Below are 18,013 nucleotides of genomic sequence, written 5' to 3'. Positions count from 1 at the left end.
TTATACTTCCTCCTCATTCCACAGCCATTGTTGTAATGTCTCACGATCGCTGTATAACAAAAACTCTTCTGTTTTGATTCTTTTTAAGCGAGTTTGATAAACCTTACTTTCCGTTAATGGATGATTTTCAGGACTCTCAACTTTTCTTAAAACACCGTTTTCTATTGTAACAAATCCTAGATCAAAAAACACCTGTATCATAAAAATTAATAATTTTTCTTGGATTTTTAAGTGCTGTGCTACTACATTTAATTTGTAACGAACATCTACTTGCTCTTGTTGTCTTACAAATTTGTAAAGTTGAGCATATTGCTCTCTTGTCCCAGTTCCGTTTAGATACGCTTCTTCCGATGAAATGCCCATCAGATAAACGCGCTCGATTTTTCCAGCTTGAGTAATTTGTTTTAGCAAATCAATATTATCTGGACAATCAACAAAAACTAACTGCTGGCTATTTGTTTTGTTGATTTGCTCAACGGTTTCCTCGACTGTCGTAAACAGCTGTTGATGACTTGCCTGATGATCAATTAATTTTTGGCTATCTGAATTGAAGTATATATACATTGTATTTGCCACAGGAATTTCTTTTTGGCGACCATTTTTCCCTCGAAGGTCAAATAATTGAACGCCATCTACTGAAAAATCACTGACCATCAGTTGTGGTTTTTTATTGCCATTCCACTCATTGATTGATAGCTGCCCAACAATGTTAGTTGTTCCTTGCCCAAATTCGTCTGCTTGATCCCCCATTTGAAAAGCAATAGCATCTAATTTTGCACCAGCTTGGCTTAGTTGGAATTTAAGATGGCTTTTATCTGCCCCGATTTGTCGGCATTGCTCGACAGTTATATCTTCAAATAAAAAATTGGGTACGGGATTATCTGTTCCAAACGGAGCAAGTATCTTAAGTTGTTGAATAAATGGAATTGTTGCATCTTCTATTTTAAGCGACTCATCAATCAATAATTCTTGCCCTTGAGCAAGGTCTATCTGATTTTCTTTTAGATAGCCGATCAAATGTTCTCTCATTCTATCGATATTCATGACAGGCAAAGTCATTCCAGCAGCCATATGATGACCGCCAAAATGAGTAAACGCTTCACGGATCTCACTTAGTGCGTCAAACAAGTTCAGGGCAGAAACACTACGACCAGAACCTTTAGCAGTTTCATTGTTCTCATCAATCGTTAACACAATCGTTGGTTTTCCGGTATCTTGCATAATTCTTCCAGCAACAATCCCCAGAACGCCTTCATGCCAGCCTTGTTTTGCCACGATATGAATTGGATCAGTCGGCACAATAAGCTGGAAAGCTTCTTTTGTGATTGTAGCAACGATCTCTTTACGCTCATCATTTTGACTATTGATATATGTTGCGATTCGCTCAGCTTCCTCTTCATCAAAAGTCGTCATTAATTCTACCCCAGGAGCTGCATCACCTAAACGGCCTAAGGCATTTAAACGCGGAGCGATCGTAAAACCAATGCTCTCTTCGCTAATTGCTTCTTTTTTAAGCTCAGCTAAATGGATCAAAATATCGAGACCGATTCTTTCACCAGTTCGAATCATTTCCAATCCCATTTTAACCAAAACTCGATTTTCATCGGTTAAGGAAACTAAGTCTGCTATTGTACCGATTGCAACTAAATCAAGAAATTCAGCAGGCAATTCGCCCAATAAGGCTGTTGCGACTTTAAATGCAACGCCTACTCCAGCTAAATCACCAAAGGGATAGTGTCCTTGTGGATGTTTTGGATGGATGATTGCATAAGCATCTGGTAAAACTGGAGGCAGTTCATGGTGATCTGTAACAATGACATCAATGCCTTGTTCTGTAGCATAATGGATCGCTTCATGACCTGCAACCCCATTATCGACGGTAATGATCAATTGGACGCCATTTTCGATCTGTTCTTTAAAGACCGCTAAATTTGGTCCATAGCCATGAACGAAGCGATTTGGCAAGAAATACTCTACTTCTCCACCAATCAGCTCAATCGCTTCTTTCATAACCGTTGTACTTGTGATCCCATCCGCATCGTAATCTCCATAGACTAAGATTTTTTCTCCCTGTGCTACGGCTTCTTGAAGCCGATTTACAGCTTTTTCCATATCATACATTAAAAATGGATCATATAGATTTTCTACTGTTGGATGCAAAAAAAGATCTAAGCTCTCTTTTGACTGAATGTTGCGATGCCATAACAATTGTCCTAGTAATGGATTGATTTGTTCATCTGTTAATATATTCGAAAATTCTTCTGGCAACTCTGTTGTTTCTCGCAATTGCCACATATATTTTGGTTTTTTCACGACGTCACTCCTAACCAAGTAATTATATCAAATAGAATCGAAAAACTAAAGAAAGTATCCTAAAAAGAACTGCAAAATAAAAAGCAAAGATAAACGATTGCTGCTTTATCTTTGCTTTTTCCGTGTTATATTTATTCTTCATTATTTCTTGGCTTAGTAAAATGGTCGACTCTACTGCCAACGGGTTCTGTATCTACCATCGGTTCTATCGGCTCTTGGGTTTTTACAGCATCATATTTTGCTTGTAATTCAGTTAGCTGATTTTCATATGATCGTTTTATTTTTTCAGCTTCCTCTTGGACCAATTTATCTGTATCCGTTTTGTATCCTTCGATCTCTTTTCTTAACTCTTTGACTTGTTTTTTCTGTTTCCACATGGTTGTTGTTGATGTTAGTAAACCAATCAAAGCACCAACTATTGCCGATCCTAAAATAATGAGGATCAATGGACCAGAGATTTTAGTAAAGCCGAAGTTAACGGGCACTGTCTGATTATTTAGCACAGCAAATATCACAACAATCAGAACCAAAACAAGCCCCACAACCACACGCCACTGATTTTTCATCGTTTTTTCCTCCTTATTTTTTATTTAACAATCCGCCTGCTAATAGATCTCCTATATGAGGGAATAATGTGTAGAGGCGATAAGCACCTTCCATAACACGGGGACGATTGATCTCGCGTTTGCATGTTCCCATTGCATTAACAATTTCTTTGGCTAGCTTATTTGGTTCTAAAACCAGTAAATCAACTGAGGCTAAATAGTCCCCTGAAGGATCTGCTTTATCAAAAAATTCAGTTTTGATTGGTCCTGGATTAACTGTTGTTACAGAGACACCTAATGGTTTTAATTCCAAACGGAGGGCATTTGAAAAGCCTAAAACTGCAAATTTTGTAGCAGAATAAACTGTTGATTTTGCTGTTGCCATTTTCCCTGCCATAGAAGCAATATTGATAATATGACCTGTACCTCTTTCAGCCATTTGGATCGCTGTTTTTTGGGTAAAAACCATCATTCCTAATACATTGACTTCAAACATATTTCTAGCTACAGCTAAATCAATATCCACAAAGTTTTCAAAAATACCAAAGCCTGCATTATTTACTAACACATCGATAACACCTACTTCTGCCTCGATTTTTTCAAAAACAGTTTCTACATTTTCAGGATCCGCAATATCTAATTGAAATGAGAACGCTGATTTCCCGCTTAATTCTTCACAAGTTTCTTTTACTTTACCGATCAAATTGATACGTCTGGCACAAACAACTACGATTGCTCCTCTTTTGGCAGCTTCGTAGCAGATTTGCTCACCTAAACCAGCCGATCCACCTGTAACTACAACTACTTTATCTGTTAAATCTTGGTTATGATACATTTTAATTCCCCCTTACTCATCTTTAAAAGGTACTTCTACGATTTCCATATCTTTCACGATTTTTGTCCTTGGAAAAATCTCTCTGGCTTCATTTTCTAACTGAATAATATCACCTGTTAAATAACGCGCACTGATATGTGTCAGTATTAGTTTTGCTACATTGGCTTTCAACGCAACTTGGGCAGCATGATGACTCGTTGAATGAAAATATGCTCTAGCCATTTTTTCCTCATCTTTATTAAACGTACTTTCATGAACAAGTACGTCAGCATTTTCAGCAAGTTGAACGCTATTATTTGTCTTTCTGGTATCTCCTAAAATCGTTACGATTCTACCAGATTTTTTTTCACCGACGAAGTCTTTACCATTGATTATTCTTCCATCAGGCAAGGTCACAGTTTCACCACGTTTAATTTTCCCATAGATCGGACCTGACGGAATATTTAAGGCTGCTAATTTGTCTACTTGAAGCTCACCTTCATGATCCGCTTCTACTATACGATAACCAAAACTAAGAATCCCATGTTCTAAAGGCAAACAAGAGACCGTAAATTGTTTATCTGAAAAAATGATTCCTTCGTCTTTGATTTCGATAAACTTTAGTTCATAAGAGAGTTTCGTTTGCGATACTTTCAATGCTGTTCGGACAAATTCTGCAACTCCAGGTGGTCCGTAATTTCTAGTCGTTCATTTCCACCTTGAAATGAGCGGCTACTCAATAAACCAGGCAAACCAAAGATATGATCTCCGTGTAAATGAGTAATAAATATTTTCTCGATTTTTCTTGGGCGGATATTACTTTTCAAAATTTGTAATTGTGTTCCTTCACCGCAGTCAAATAACCATACGGCATTTCTTTCATCTAATAATTTTAATGCGATACTACTCACATTTCGATGTTTTGCTGGAACTCCAGCTCCTGTACCTAAAAATTGTAATTCCATTGGCTACCTAACTTTCCTTAAACTTCTTCTTTATTTTAGAAGAAAGTCGCCACTTTAGCAAATAATATTTATTTTATAGGAAATCGCACTATCACAGTCGTACCTTTTGGCAAATTATCGATTAATTCAATTTTCCCTTGATGCTCATCCACGATCCACTTAGCTATCGCAAGACCGATTCCGTAGCCGCCTGTTTTTCGGTTTCTAGACTCTTCTCCACGATAAAAGCGTTCAAAAACAGCTGATTTTTTCTCATCGGGAATCCCACTGCCCGTATCACTGATTTTTATGAGCCATTCATTATTTTTCACACTTGAAAAGACGATTATTTTCTCACACGAATTCGTATATTTTAATGCATTATCCAGTAAAATAATCAATAATTGATGGACCCGCTTTTTATCAAAAAAGACTTGCTGCTCCTTCCCAAGATCAATGATAAATTCTTTGTCTTCTGCTGACGCTAATTCTTGATAAGGTAAGAGTACCGTATTTAAAAAGCAGTTGATTTTCACTGGTTCTTTTTCCAAGGTCAATGCATCAGAGTCCGAGCGAGCCAATAAAAGCAAGTCGCTTGTTAATTGACTCAAGCGTTGAACCTCTTCTAATGATAGCGCGATCGTTTCAGATTCTTCTAAGATGGTATGATTGGGTTTGGTAAATAATTTTTCTAGTTTGGCTTGAATAATGGTTAGTGGTGTCCTTAGCTCATGAGAAGCATTTTCGACAAACTCCTGTTGCTTTTTCCATGAGGTTAAGATCGGTTTCATAAACCACTTAGACAAAAAGTAACTCAAAGCAATCGATAGCAAGCCAAAAATAATCATGCAAATAATCAGGATTTGTTTGAACTGCTCGACCGTTCCTCTGATCGGGTCAGTATTGACTAAAAGTTGCAGATACGCCACCTCTTGCTGATTTTCAACAGGAAGTGTGATCGAACGGAATTGTAAAGAGCGATCGTTGCTGTCTTTTGTTTGCACATTGCTGATTTTATGTAAATTTTCAGTTGATAATTTCAAATTTTGAAAATCATAAAAACGTGAACCTAGTTCAGATTCATTGAGAATTTTCCCTTCTTTGGACCACAGAATCACTTGTTGTTGGAAATTATTTGGCGGTGGTGTATTAAATTTACCCAACTGGGCTGGTATTCCTTGTGGCTGTTCAATTTGCATAAGCTGATGCTGCAAAAATTTTTCATCCTCAGAAAGGCGCTTCAAATCATGGTCAACTGACTGGTAAATCGACGTTTGAACAAGTTGGAAGACAATCAAACCTAGAATGAGAAAAATGCTAGCAAATGAAATCAGATTAATCGCGAAATAATTGATTCGTTGCTTTTTACTCAGTTGTTTGTTCATGCTTCAGCTCCTCTGGTAGTTCGAAAAGATAACCGACATTTCGCAAAGTTTTGATCCATCGGTCGATTCCAAATGGTTTTAAATTTTTTCTCAAATTGCTCATATACACTTCAACCACTGTCAAAGTCGTGTCGGATTGAAATCCCCAAATACGATCGAACAATTGGTCTTTTGTAATAATTCGTCCCTTGTTCTGCATAAGATAATGCAATAAATCAAATTCTTTTCCTTGGAGAACCAACTCCAAACCATTGAAACTAGCTTGGCGATTATCCATGTCCAAACATAAGTCTCCAACTACTAATTCATTTTTCCCGTTCATTCCTAAAGAACGACGAGCAAGTGCCTGAACACGCAATAATAACTCTTCTCGGTGGAAGGGTTTAGTTAAATAATCATCCCCACCATTTTTAAACCCATTGACTTTATCCTCTAGCCCATCTTTAGCTGTTAAAATCAAAACAGGTGTATAAATATTTTTCTTTCTCAAAGCTGTTAAAACCTGCTCGCCAGACATTAACGGCAACATCAAGTCCAATACGATCAAGTCATAAATTCCCCGCTCGCCTTCGTACAGGCTTCTTCCCCATCGTATACTTGAACAATATCGCCTATTTCTGCTAATATTTCTAAGATACTATCTGATAAAATTTCATCGTCTTCTACTAATAGTATTTTCAGCATTTATTATCACATCCTTATAATCAAAAAAGAAGACTAGTGGAAAAAATTTCTTGTCCCGTCCTCTAGCTTCCCTTTTTATTCATTTTTAAGTGTAGGAATAGAGACAAGTTTAGCCAATAACTTGCATCTATCCCTACAAAATATTTAATTTTCTGTTTTTTCAGTTGGCTCTTGTTTTTTATCTTGCCAAGATTTTTCTGCTGAATCTTTTGTTTCTTTCTCAACAGCTTTGGCATCCGTGATTTCTTTTTCAACATCTTCAAAATCTAAACGGGTAATTTCGCCGCCTAATTCATTCATGATCAATTGGTTCAATGGACGATTATCATCTTCCTCCGCAATTAAAATCAAGCCTGTTTCGCCTTCACCGATTTGTTTTGTTACATGTTCAAAAACTGTTTGAGCACCTTGAATTTCTTTTGCATCTTGAGAAGCACCAAATAAACTTCCTGCAAACCAACCTAGCAGAATCCCTAATGGACCACCTAAAATGCCGATCAGCATCCCAATCATACTGTTCTTCGCCGTATGGTTATTACCAGTAAAATCAAGAAAATCATCGATTTTAAACTGATGAACCCCATCATTAACATGGGTTACTACAGCCATTTGTTCGCCTTTTATTTTTTTCTCAGCATACAATTTCTTTATTTCTGAAAATGCTTGGTAAGCTTGGCTCTCTACTTCGAAATGCATAATAATAACACGTTTAGACATACGACCACCTCGTTCTATTTGATATCCTTATTCTATCAATAAACTAGCCATTAAAGCAATGAAAATCAATTATCTTGGTGGTTGCCCTCCAGGCCCTCCGCCCATTTGGCTACCAGTAACTTCTGCGCCAGATTGATCGACTGATGTTATTATGTCGTTGATCGAAATTTTTGCCTGTTCTGTTCCATCTGAATAACTACTGTCACTATACAAACCATGTTTTGCTTCCCCAGAATCCTTACCGCCAGTAGATAATGTTACTGTTTCGCCCACTTTTAGATCAGATGAACTGATTGCGATATGAGAAAAATCCTTTTCTGGTGCAAATGAAATGATTGTATTCCCTGCAGCATTTTTAAGATTGACAAGAGTTCCTGCTGTTTGAGTATCGTCAAAGTAAAGACTCAGCGCTGCTTGAGAAGACGCATCGCTTGCGCTCATTGCCATACCAGAGCTGCCGCTTGCAACAAAGATTCCACCATCTATTGTAAAGGTTCCATCGTAATCAAGTGCTCCATTTCCATCATTAGTTGGCCCATTTACGATTAGTGTGCCTGCAGTCATTCGAATATCACCGTTACTATCGATCCCGTCGCCGTCTGCATTTACATAGGTCGTTCCGCCGTTTACTTCTATAAATTTAGTGCTATCACCGCCACCACCGGGCTGTCCACCGCCAGGTTCACCAAATGAATCTGCACCAAATTGTCCTTCTTGCTCTTGCTCACCTGAACTACCACCAGCTGCATTGATGCCATCATCTGTTGCATTAACAGAAATATCGCCGTTGTTAATCGTTACCGTTGCACCTTCCAATCCTTCATAAGAGTGATTGACTATTATCTTTCCCTTATTGATCAGCAAATCAGTATCTGCATGAATCCCGTCATCTCCACTTGCTACTGTGAAAGTACCGTTATTGATTGTAACGGTCGCATTTGAATGGATTGCATCATCGGCCGTGTTTAAGTCAAACGTACCATCGTCTACAATAATATTTCCTGAGGCTTTTAATCCTTTATAGCTGGCTGTCGTGTCAATTGATTGGTCATTATACCCCGCTGCTGTTTGTATCTTGATATCAGATTTCGCAATAGATAAATTTGTTTCTGCCTGAATCCCATCGTTACCTGATTTAATCGTAAACGTCCCACCATCGATCGCGACCCATCCTTTATCCGCGTCTGTGCTATTATTTGCTTGGATACCGTCACCTTCAGTTGTCTTTATTGAGAAGGTTCCATTTGCGATTGATACAGAATCTTTGCCTTTGATTGCGTTATTTTTAGCTGTAACACTGATTATTCCATTCGTAATCACTAAATCATCTTTACTACGAATCCCGTTACTATAATTACCTGTAACTTCTAGTGTTCCAGTGCCATTGATCGTTAAGTCATCTTTACTGAAAAAGGTGGCATCTGGTTCTGTCTCACCTGCTGTAGCAAACGTGTATTCAGAACCATCTATAAGGCTGTTTTTTGTATCTTGTGCTAAAGTCGTAATTACTTTTTTTGCTTGTTCTACATAAATTGCTGACGACGAATCATTAGTTATCGATACTCCGTTTAGAACGAGATGAACATTTTCTTCATTCGCTTTGATTTTTATTTGTCCGTTGTAGCTCCCTGATACAATATAAGTACCACCAGTAGTAATAGTGATTGTTTGATCCTTTTCCGAAGCGCCTGTTCCAGTTATTTTGCTGCCAGAATCTTTCAATTCAATTTTGGTAGCATTTTTTTCGTCATAACTTTCATTAAAATCTTCTTCAGAATAAGCACCGTATTTATTATCAGCTGATTTGTTAGCCTCTTGAACCGCAACAACTTGTTCTTTGCTTTTCGAAGTTGAAGTAGTTGTCGTTTGGGTGGTTTCTTTGGCACATCCTGTTAGCAGCATAAGCAATATCGTTAATACAGCTAAACCAAATTTTGTTTTTTTCATGATCCTCACCTACAATTCTTCTCTATTTGTTGAAACCTTGCCTGAAATAATCGTTAAATTACCATTTCTAACACGCATAGCATCCATCAATTCTTTTTCCATTTGACTATCTTTTAGTGTTATTCGATAACGTAGTTCATACAAACTGCCCATATTGGTTGTTTTTACTGAATCTAAGTTAGATGTATAGGCATATTGCTGAAATAAATCATCAAATAAACCAGGATAATCTAAATCTTCTGGAATGGTAACTTTAACTTCACGTTCCGTCACTTTTTGCTTTTCTCCAAAATGAATCGTATTTAAAAACAATAAGAAGCAGGCAATGATTACGGAAAAAATAGCAATGTAGCTCACAAATCCCATGCCAGTAGCTAAACCAATTCCCATCGACCAAAAAATACTCGTGATTTCTCTTGCTCCACCGGCTACTGAACGAAATCTAATCAAGCTGAACGCCCCTAAAACTGCCACTCCTGTTCCTAGATTTCCATTGACTAACATGATCACCAACTGAACTAATACTGGTAAAACAGCTAGCGTGATCACAAAATTTTTACTATAAACATTTCTATACATATGAACGCATGCAACTAAAAGTCCCAGCGCAATAGAAGTAACGATACAAAGTAACAACTGCTTGAATGACAATTCCACGGTACTTTCGACTAATAAACTAGACAACATTAAAAAAATCCTCCTTACAATATAAATATCTTTGATAAGTTTGAGCATACTTTGAAAACGAGGCTGGATAGATTTCAAGTTCTGCTAACAGTTCTGAAAACCAAAGAGGATAAGCACCTAAAGCTTTCACTTCCATCAACACATCGATTTCAGATGCCACTCGTTCTCCTTTATCATCTAACGCTTGGGTTAATTCTTCTTTTCGATAACGAATATTAAAATCAAATGTAATACGAAAATCTTCGTTTTCTGTATCAAAAAGCGCTCGTCGATCATAGGCAATCATCACTTTAGGCTCTAATCTTTTTCTAGCGACTAACCAGTCAATTTCCTGTTTGATTTGCTGGTCTTTGGTTTGTTCAAATTTGCATGAATGTGGATGCTGGATATACTCTTTAGCGGATTGATACGAAAGAGCAATCCTTCTCTTGTAGACGACTCCACTGACTTTCTTTTTAATTTCCATAAAAACAGTTGATGTTTCATTCGGAATGCCATAGCTGCGAATCCGGAATTTTTCCTTATATATTGGTTTTGTGACAGAATGTCGAATCATCTCATAATCTGCCGTATCAAAATAAATAGAAATAATTGTATGTAGTCCATATTCGTCTTCTTGCATATAAGGCTGTAATCTTTCTCTAAGCAGATAATATTTTTCATTTGTCAGTGGGTATTTTTTTTCTTTCCGTTGAAAGCTGTTTTTTAGTTTCACCATTTTATCTCCTCCTTTGACTAAATTCATTGTATAAGAGGAACCATAAATGAAGCTTAAAGCGAAAAAAAGAGATGAGCCTGGGATCAGAAGCAACCTCTTCTGACCCAACCTCATCTAAAAAAAGTATTTTTATTTTAACAACTCACATACTGGCGTGTATTCTTTGTTTTGATCCTTTGCTACCGCTTCCATTGTTAAATGTTTTTTGTACGTATTGATTCCCGTTGAAACCGTAGAATTTTCTTTCGCCGCTTGGACAATTCCTTTGTTGGCAATCGTGACCGCGTATGGAATCGTGGCGTTAGTCAAAGCAAAGGTTGATGTTCTAGGAACTGCACCTGGCATATTAGCTACTGCATAATGTACAACACCATGTTTGACATAGGTTGGATTATCATGGGTCGTGATTTGATCAGTTGTTTCAAAAATCCCGCCTTGATCGATTGCAATATCAACAATTACCGCACCTGGTTTCATTTGCTTGACCATTTTCTCAGTCACTAATTTTGGTGCTTTTGCTCCTGGAATCAAAACGGCGCCAATCACAACGTCGGCTTCTTTTACTTTATTTTCAATATGATACGCATTAGAAATCAGTGTTTGGACATTGTTACCGAAAAGATCATCCAATTCTGCCAAACGATTAGGATTAACATCTAAAATTGTCACTTTTGCGCCTAAACCAATCGCGATTTTCGCTGCGTTAGTCCCTGCAACGCCACCGCCGATAATCACAACTTTTCCTCTTTCGACGCCTGGTACACCAAACAGTAAAATCCCTTCTCCGCCCTTGGGTTTTTCCAAAAACTGTGCACCGACTTGGACAGACATTCTACCTGCTACTTCGCTCATCGGCGTTAATAATGGCAAGGTATGATTTAGACTCATTGTTTCATACGCTACAGCTGTTACGTTATTTGCGATCAATGAGTCTGTTAATTCAGGTTCTGGTGCCAAATGTAGATAGGTGAATAAAATCAAGTCCTCATGAAAATATTGAAACTCTTCTTTTAGTGGTTCTTTTACTTTAATAACCATGTCAGACTGCCAAACTGCTGCGGCATCTTGTTCAATTTCGGCACCAACCTCTTGAAATTCTTGATTTGTAAAGCCTGAGCCAAGTCCTGCTTCGCTTTCAATAACTACTTGATGACCATTATTGATCAGACTAACGACTCCAGCAGGCGTAATAGCAATTCTATTTTCATTGTTTTTGATTTCCTTTGGAATACCGATACGCATGATTTTCACCTCACTGATTTATTTTAAACAACTAATGTCCGTTCATTACTGAAATTCTCATACTTTTTATTTACAGCAATATCTTCTAACGTTTCAACTAAGGTGTATACTTCTTCATAGGTGTTGTACAACGCAATTGGCGCTAAACGAATCACATTAGGCTCTCTAAAATCTGGAATGATATTCGCTTCCTTCAACGCTTTGCAAATCCGATACGCTTCTTCATGTTCTAAACAAACGTGTCCTCCGCGTTTACTATCTTCACGGGGATTGCCAACAGCATAACCATATTTTGCAAGTTTTTCGTCGATCAAATACATTAGATAAGCGGTGATAGATAATGATTTTGCTCGAATCTTATCCATCCCTACTTCATTAAAAATCGTTAATGTTCCTTCTAATGGCGCCATCGCCAAGAAACTTGGGGAACCTATTTGCCAACCGCTCGCATCACGTTGGTGCTCAAACTCGTGTTTCAATTCAAACTGTGTATCATCTTTATTTCCCCACCAGCCTGCTAATCCTGGTGTTTCTTTAAAATGTTTTTGATTCATATATAAGCCCGCGATCGAACCTGGTCCTGCTGATAAATATTTATACGTACACCAGATGGCAAAATCAGGATCGACATCTTTGAAATCCATCGGTATTGCACCAATCGCATGACATAAGTCCCAACCAATCAAAATTCCTCTTTTATGTGCCGCTTCTGTCACTCGTTTCATATCCAATACTTGTGAACTGCGGTATAACACGGTTGGCAATAAGATGATCGCCACATCATCTGTCATTGCTTCAATAACAGCTGACTCATCGATCAACCGTCCATCTGCACTTTTTACAACTTTCACTGCATCATTCGGGTCATAACCTTTTAAACGAACTTGGCTGTCGATCGCATAACGATCAGTTGGAAAATTTAAGTCGTCCACTAAAATTTTATATCGATCTTTTGTTGGTTTGTATAATGTACTGATACATTGATGGATGTTGATTGTGGTACTGCCTGTGATTACGACCTCATCTGGATGAGCATTAATCAACGGTGCCGACATCTCACCTAATTTCCCTGCATAATGGAACAAACCATCCCACAGTTTGATTCCTTCAGTTTTCCAGATATCCATCATATTCAGCAACGCTTTTTCAGCATCCTTTGACGCCAGACCTAATGAATTACCGTCCATGTATATTTCACCAGGTTGAACATAAAATCGGTCTCTGATACTTCTAAGTGGATCCTTTTGGTCCATTTCCTTTGCAAAAGCAAGGTCTGTTTGAAATATTCTTTCCATTATTCGTCACCTTCCAAGTTTTTTTATTTAAAAGAAGCATCATTTTTAAATGAAAATACTTCTTTTTGAATACGATAAATTAGGACAACACATTTTTTTTGTTTAGCTTAACAAATCCCACTACTGCCAACAGTGCGACAACTCCCACACTGCTGAGTACATATATAGCTACTGTCCAAGATTGGCTGGATTCACTAATTTTTGTGACAAGCGGTGTTCCTATAAAGATACCTATATAATAAAATAAATTGATAAATGAAATACTAGCACCTATCAAACGCTCTTGTTTCACAACTTTTGGTGCTAAAATCATCACACAAGAAGAAGACAAACTGGCACCAGCTGAGAGTGCAAAAAGCTGTGCAATAAAAGTCACGTTGCTTCCTAAATAGCCCATCCAAAGCGTTGCCCCAAGCATCAACATAAAGGAACAGAAAATGATAATTTGCCCTTTTTTAGTTTTATCGATCAAGTAACCTGCCAAAGCACCAAAGGGAATACCGAATAATCCGAAATAACCCGTGTAACTATTAGCCAATGACTCTGATAAACCATACTGCTGGGTATACATCTGCGGGTACAGATTGATAAAAGCAAATAGTATAAATGCCATACAACCTTGAGCAAAGGCCAACAGCCAAATCGACTTATTTGTTATTGCTTTTGTCATTAATCCCTTGTCATTTTTTTGCTCAGCAATCGTGCGGCTAGTCGGCTCATCCAGTAAAAAAAGATACAAACACAACAACAACACAGATAAACCTGCGATAATCAGCCAGAGCGAATGCAAACCATAAGCCACAGCTAAAGGTTTAAACAAATTCATTGCCAACATCGAACCTAAAGCCGAAAAGGTCCCCCAAAGCCCCGTGGCAATCCCGCTACTACCATCTTTAAACCAAAAGTTGATCAAGACGATTCCTACCATGATAATCATTGAAAAAGAAATGCCCTCGATCGCTCTCGAAATTAATAAAGACCAAAAATTGTTAGAAAAAGCTCCCCAGATATTTCCGATTGCCAAGCAACCCATCAAGCCAACTAATAATTTTTTAGGACCAAACCTTGTAACCAATGCACCTCCCGGAATTGCTAAAAAAATGCCAGAAACTGTAAAAATCGACATTAACCACGACACAAGGGAAAGACTTACGCCCAAATCCTGACCCAATTCATTTTGGATCGGCACCAATTTTAATTGACTTAACGAAACGACCACGCCGCCTACATACAACAACAAAAATTTTAGCCATCTGTTTCTTACCATAAAGAATGCTCCTTTTTGGTTTGTCTTTTATTGAAGAAACAATACAATTACTAGTAACATACGAATCATCTTAAGATAGCTTCATCATATCGAACTTTCAAGCTTTTTGTATATAAATATATGAACGAAATGTAACCGTTTTCTTTCCGATTTAGAAAAAGTGTGTCAATTATTTTTACAATCTGGAATCCCCCCTTTTATAACGGATGATATTTAAAGATACACTAAATTGAAAGCTGGTAAAACTAATTTTATCTGGAAATGAGACTAGTTATCCACTATAATTAATAGACAAAATGTTACTGTTAGTATAATTAACAAGGAGGTAGACCATTGGATAAAACTGACCGCAAACTATTAAACATTCTACACGAAAACTCACGTATCTCAATCGTTGAACTATCTCAAAAAATCAATTTGAGTCGACCTAGCGTGAAAGAAAGAATCAATAAGTTAGTGGAACAAGGCATCATCAAAAACTTTACGATTCAAGTTTCTATGGAGCAGGTTGAACAAACGATCACCTTTTTCACTGAACTAAGTCAAGTCACTCTTTCTGTTGAAAAAACTTTAGCCTTATTAAAAAGTACCCCTTGCATAAACGAAGTGCATATTGTTAGTGGTGATGTCAATTACTTAGTCAAAGCAACAGTAGCTAATACGACAGAAATGAAGAACTTACTAGCCAAGTGGATGACGTTTGCGAATGTCAAAAGCTCAATCGTTTTAGAAACTGCTGTAGAAAATCAGTTCTACCTTAATACTGATCATTAGTTTAAGTGAAAAACACTATCTATTGCTTTAGCAATCGGTAGACTTCATCTTGTGAATTCAATCACTATCGTCAATAAAAAAAAGAGCTAATAAGTCATCAGCTCTCTTCTTTATTCACTCTTCTCTTAATCTACAAATTCAAATTCATATTCTGCAATTCGAACAATATCTCCATCTTTTGCTCCACGAGCACGCAAGGCTTCATCCACGCCCATACCACGTAGTTGACGTGCAAATCTCATAACACTTTCATCATGTTCAAAGTTTGTCATTTCGAACAATCTTTCTAATGATTCTCCTGATAAAATCCATGTCGCATCTGAATCACGATCGATCGTAAATTCTGGTCCTTCTGGCTGGAAGCCATAGTGAACCGTATCTTCTACTATCTCTTCTTCATATAATGGGAATTCCGGCGTTACATCGATTAAATCTGCTGTTGCGTTAAGCAAAGGCTCGATTCCTTTGCGCGAAACACCTGAAATCGGAAAAATAGGTAGCGAATCAGCATATTCATCTGTCCGTTCTTTTTCAATCTGTTCTTTGAATTTTTTCAGATTCTCTTCTGCTTCCGGCATATCCATTTTATTCGCTACGATGATTTGCGGACGTTCCATTAAACGCATGTTATGTGAGGCTAATTCCTTGTTGATTGCCAGATAATCCTCATAAGGGTCGCGTCCTTCCATCCCACTCATGTCGATCACATGTAGAATAACTCTGGTACGTTCGATATGACGTAAAAACTGAGTTCCAAGTCCAACGCCTTGAGATGCACCTTCAATTAAACCAGGTAAGTCAGCTGCTGCAAAGCTTCGTCCATCACTCGTTGAAACCATGCCCAGATTAGGGACTAAAGTGGTAAAATGATACGCACCGATTTTAGGTCGTGCTGAGGAAATTACAGAAAGCAATGTCGATTTTCCCACAGATGGGAAGCCGACTAGACCAACATCAGCTAAAACTTTCAATTCCAGCTCGATTTTTCTTTCTTGCCCTGGTTCACCATTTTCAGCGATTTCAGGAGCAGGATTTTTGCAGAAGCAAAACGAATATTTCCGCGACCACCTCTTCCGCCTTTGGCTACTGTCAAGGTTTGACCATTCTCGATTAAATCTCCGATCAAGACACCCGTGTCCGCATCACGTACTGTGGTGCCAGGCGGAACTTTAACAAATGTATTTTCTGAACCGCGGCCATGCATCCCTTTACTCATTCCATTTTCACCAGGTTGTGCTTTAAAATGACGGTTAAAACGGAAATCCATCAAAGTACGTAATCCTTCTTCTACAACAAGAATCACATCTCCACCTTGACCACCGTCACCTCCGGCAGGTCCGCCGTCTGGTACATATTTCTCTCTACGAAAGGCAACCATTCCGTCTCCGCCTTTACCGGCTTTGACATCAATTGTTACCTGATCTAAAAACATGGACATATTTTTGTCCTCCTATCTTAAAGAAATTGGGATAAAGTGCTTCATCATCATAGATGAAAAAGACAATCTTTACCTTACTAATTCTTTGGGTTTGCTTTTTTACAAATCTAGTTATTCATTTTTACTTCGCTTTTTTATAACATATTCTGTTTGAAAGCCTTTCTTATTGTAAAGGTTAAACAAGAATTTGTCTAGCCAAACTCGTTTTTATGAACTAGAATTAGAGGCTGCTGATGCCGCAATAACAGCTACTGCTACATTTGCTTCTTGTGCTAACATCATCGTGACAGTTAAAGCAGATATGTTCAAGTTATCATTAGATAAATGGGCCATCTCTTCATGGATCAATAACCCTAATGCAAGTGAGTATCGAAAATTCTTGTAGAAACGCAAATGTGTTTTTTCTTCAAGTAGTTCTACATACTCCCCTAATGCTTGGAAATTAATTTTCTTTAAAGTCCTCAAAAAAGTAAGCGTGACAATATTATTATAAAATTCTGGTTTCAAACGAATCCCAAATGCGTTCACCGTTTCTATTGTTTGATCAAGTTGTTCAATCAACTCATTAGAAAAAGAACCAGTCAGCATGGCTGCTGTTGCAGCCGCAAATTGAAGCTCATTCGATTTATGAAAACCATGATCGTTTAATGCCTGATAGTACTCTTCCACTAACATGCCGATTTGACTTGTTGTTAATGACTCTAATTTTTCTTGCTGAGCTAAAGTGATTGCGATCATTCCATCTTCAGCACCAGTAAGAAAATAATGGTGGCTCTTTATTTCTTCAAAAATACTTTTTCCTCTACGAACAATCAATTCTTTTTCAGCTATTTCAGTGAACTGAAGCAAATAAGCTGAAAAATACGAGTAAGAGGATGACTGAAATCCAACATCACGCAACCGTTGATAGTCTGTAATCAACGTATGAATATCCAACTCCTTGGTCTTTCCATTTGCTGATAACATTCCTAGTAGAATACCTCTAAGCGGCTGTCCCAAAACATTAAACACAGCTAATTCAGCTTGAAGCACTTGTTCTAAACGACGATATTCGTTATCTGAGAAATGACGCGATTTAGCTGCGAACGATTGGGCGATCGTGTACGCTGACTGCTTATCAAACCATTTTCCTTTCCCAGCTTTGATTTCCTGATAATTCATTTGAAGTAACTCAACAACTTGCTTTCTATTCATTTTTCCCCCTCCTTTGGTACTTAAAAGACAAGATTTTTGACAAAAATCT

Annotated in this window: 13 protein-coding genes and 3 pseudogenes; 1 reads left to right on the top strand and 15 read right to left on the bottom strand. The window is 37.7% G+C overall.

Going from position 1 to position 18,013, the window contains the following annotated elements; genetic code table 11:
• The 13 genes and pseudogenes from recJ to V192_RS0103145 all read right to left on the bottom strand — a co-directional run bounded on the left by recJ (position 1) and on the right by V192_RS0103145 (position 14,558).
• Complete coding sequence (gene recJ, locus V192_RS0103205; protein WP_025868922.1) at positions 1-2,313, bottom strand: single-stranded-DNA-specific exonuclease RecJ; 2,313 nt, start codon at positions 2,311-2,313, stop codon at positions 1-3.
• 131 nt (positions 2,314-2,444) lie between these two features.
• A complete protein-coding gene (locus V192_RS0103200) occupies positions 2,445-2,879 on the bottom strand; it encodes a LapA family protein (protein WP_029948102.1) in 435 nt (144 codons plus the stop codon).
• 13 nt (positions 2,880-2,892) lie between these two features.
• Positions 2,893-3,693, bottom strand: a complete 801-nt coding sequence (locus V192_RS0103195; protein ID WP_025868921.1) for an SDR family NAD(P)-dependent oxidoreductase — start codon at positions 3,691-3,693, stop codon at positions 2,893-2,895.
• A gap of 12 nt (positions 3,694-3,705) precedes the next feature.
• A pseudogene (gene rnz, locus V192_RS19155) lies at positions 3,706-4,637 on the bottom strand (ribonuclease Z).
• A gap of 68 nt (positions 4,638-4,705) precedes the next feature.
• Positions 4,706-6,001, bottom strand: a complete 1,296-nt coding sequence (locus tag V192_RS0103185) for a sensor histidine kinase (RefSeq protein WP_025868920.1) — start codon at positions 5,999-6,001, stop codon at positions 4,706-4,708.
• A pseudogene (locus tag V192_RS19150) lies at positions 5,982-6,685 on the bottom strand (response regulator transcription factor). The gene V192_RS0103185 and the pseudogene V192_RS19150 overlap by 20 nt, the downstream one beginning before the upstream one ends.
• Before the next feature lie 144 nt (positions 6,686-6,829).
• Positions 6,830-7,402, bottom strand: a complete 573-nt coding sequence (locus V192_RS0103175; protein ID WP_025868919.1) for a hypothetical protein — start codon at positions 7,400-7,402, stop codon at positions 6,830-6,832.
• A 69-nt stretch (positions 7,403-7,471) separates the two neighbouring features.
• Complete coding sequence (locus V192_RS0103170; protein ID WP_025868918.1) at positions 7,472-9,349, bottom strand: carbohydrate-binding domain-containing protein; 1,878 nt, start codon at positions 9,347-9,349, stop codon at positions 7,472-7,474.
• Positions 9,350-9,358: 9 nt separating this feature from the next.
• Positions 9,359-10,036 (bottom strand): DUF4956 domain-containing protein, encoded by a 678-nt coding sequence (locus V192_RS0103165; protein WP_025868917.1) that lies wholly within the window; start codon positions 10,034-10,036, stop codon positions 9,359-9,361.
• On the bottom strand, positions 10,026-10,754 hold the full coding sequence (locus tag V192_RS0103160) for a polyphosphate polymerase domain-containing protein (RefSeq protein ID WP_179190710.1): 729 nt from the start codon (positions 10,752-10,754) through the stop codon (positions 10,026-10,028). The genes V192_RS0103165 and V192_RS0103160 overlap by 11 nt, the downstream gene beginning before the upstream one ends.
• Positions 10,755-10,883: 129 nt before the next feature.
• The gene (gene ald, locus V192_RS0103155) at positions 10,884-11,996 is read right to left on the bottom strand and encodes an alanine dehydrogenase (protein ID WP_029948101.1); all 1,113 of its coding nucleotides are present in this window, start codon (positions 11,994-11,996) and stop codon (positions 10,884-10,886) included.
• Positions 11,997-12,019: 23 nt separating this feature from the next.
• The gene (gene kynU / locus V192_RS0103150) at positions 12,020-13,291 is read right to left on the bottom strand and encodes a kynureninase (protein ID WP_029948100.1); all 1,272 of its coding nucleotides are present in this window, start codon (positions 13,289-13,291) and stop codon (positions 12,020-12,022) included.
• A 79-nt stretch (positions 13,292-13,370) separates the two neighbouring features.
• A complete protein-coding gene (locus tag V192_RS0103145; protein ID WP_025868913.1) occupies positions 13,371-14,558 on the bottom strand; it encodes an MFS transporter in 1,188 nt (395 codons plus the stop codon).
• A gap of 333 nt (positions 14,559-14,891) precedes the next feature.
• Between V192_RS0103145 and V192_RS0103140 the strand changes: the two genes are divergently transcribed.
• On the top strand, positions 14,892-15,332 hold the full coding sequence (locus V192_RS0103140; protein WP_025868912.1) for an Lrp/AsnC family transcriptional regulator: 441 nt from the start codon (positions 14,892-14,894) through the stop codon (positions 15,330-15,332).
• A gap of 125 nt (positions 15,333-15,457) precedes the next feature.
• Here V192_RS0103140 and obgE read toward each other — a convergent pair.
• Both obgE and V192_RS0103130 read right to left on the bottom strand, forming a co-directional pair.
• A pseudogene (gene obgE, locus V192_RS19145) lies at positions 15,458-16,770 on the bottom strand (GTPase ObgE).
• 207 nt (positions 16,771-16,977) lie between these two features.
• A complete protein-coding gene (locus V192_RS0103130) occupies positions 16,978-17,964 on the bottom strand; it encodes a DUF4003 family protein (protein ID WP_025868911.1) in 987 nt (328 codons plus the stop codon).
• Between the last annotated feature and the right edge of the window lie 49 nt (positions 17,965-18,013).

This window comes from Enterococcus crotali (genome assembly GCF_000633635.1).
In the GTDB taxonomy this organism is placed as follows: domain Bacteria; phylum Bacillota; class Bacilli; order Lactobacillales; family Enterococcaceae; genus Enterococcus_L; species Enterococcus_L crotali.
Note: the sequence above shows the minus strand (reverse complement) of the source record. Positions and strands in the feature narration are given on the sequence as shown.

Excerpts from the sequence above, each read along its gene's own strand:
- V192_RS0103145 (WP_025868913.1), bottom strand. The coding sequence starts at position 14,558 with ATGGTAAGAAACAGATGGCTAAAATTTTTGTTGTTGTATGTAGGCGGC.
- V192_RS0103200 (WP_029948102.1), bottom strand. The coding sequence starts at position 2,879 with ATGAAAAATCAGTGGCGTGTGGTTGTGGGGCTTGTTTTGGTTCTGATT.
- V192_RS0103130 (WP_025868911.1), bottom strand. The coding sequence starts at position 17,964 with ATGAATAGAAAGCAAGTTGTTGAGTTACTTCAAATGAATTATCAGGAA.
- V192_RS0103165 (WP_025868917.1), bottom strand. The coding sequence starts at position 10,036 with ATGTTGTCTAGTTTATTAGTCGAAAGTACCGTGGAATTGTCATTCAAG.
- V192_RS0103175 (WP_025868919.1), bottom strand. The coding sequence starts at position 7,402 with ATGTCTAAACGTGTTATTATTATGCATTTCGAAGTAGAGAGCCAAGCT.
- ald (WP_029948101.1), bottom strand. The coding sequence starts at position 11,996 with ATGCGTATCGGTATTCCAAAGGAAATCAAAAACAATGAAAATAGAATT.
- kynU (WP_029948100.1), bottom strand. The coding sequence starts at position 13,291 with ATGGAAAGAATATTTCAAACAGACCTTGCTTTTGCAAAGGAAATGGAC.
- V192_RS0103185 (WP_025868920.1), bottom strand. The coding sequence starts at position 6,001 with ATGAACAAACAACTGAGTAAAAAGCAACGAATCAATTATTTCGCGATT.
- V192_RS0103160 (WP_179190710.1), bottom strand. The coding sequence starts at position 10,754 with ATGGTGAAACTAAAAAACAGCTTTCAACGGAAAGAAAAAAAATACCCA.
- V192_RS0103195 (WP_025868921.1), bottom strand. The coding sequence starts at position 3,693 with ATGTATCATAACCAAGATTTAACAGATAAAGTAGTTGTAGTTACAGGT.
- V192_RS0103170 (WP_025868918.1), bottom strand. The coding sequence starts at position 9,349 with ATGAAAAAAACAAAATTTGGTTTAGCTGTATTAACGATATTGCTTATG.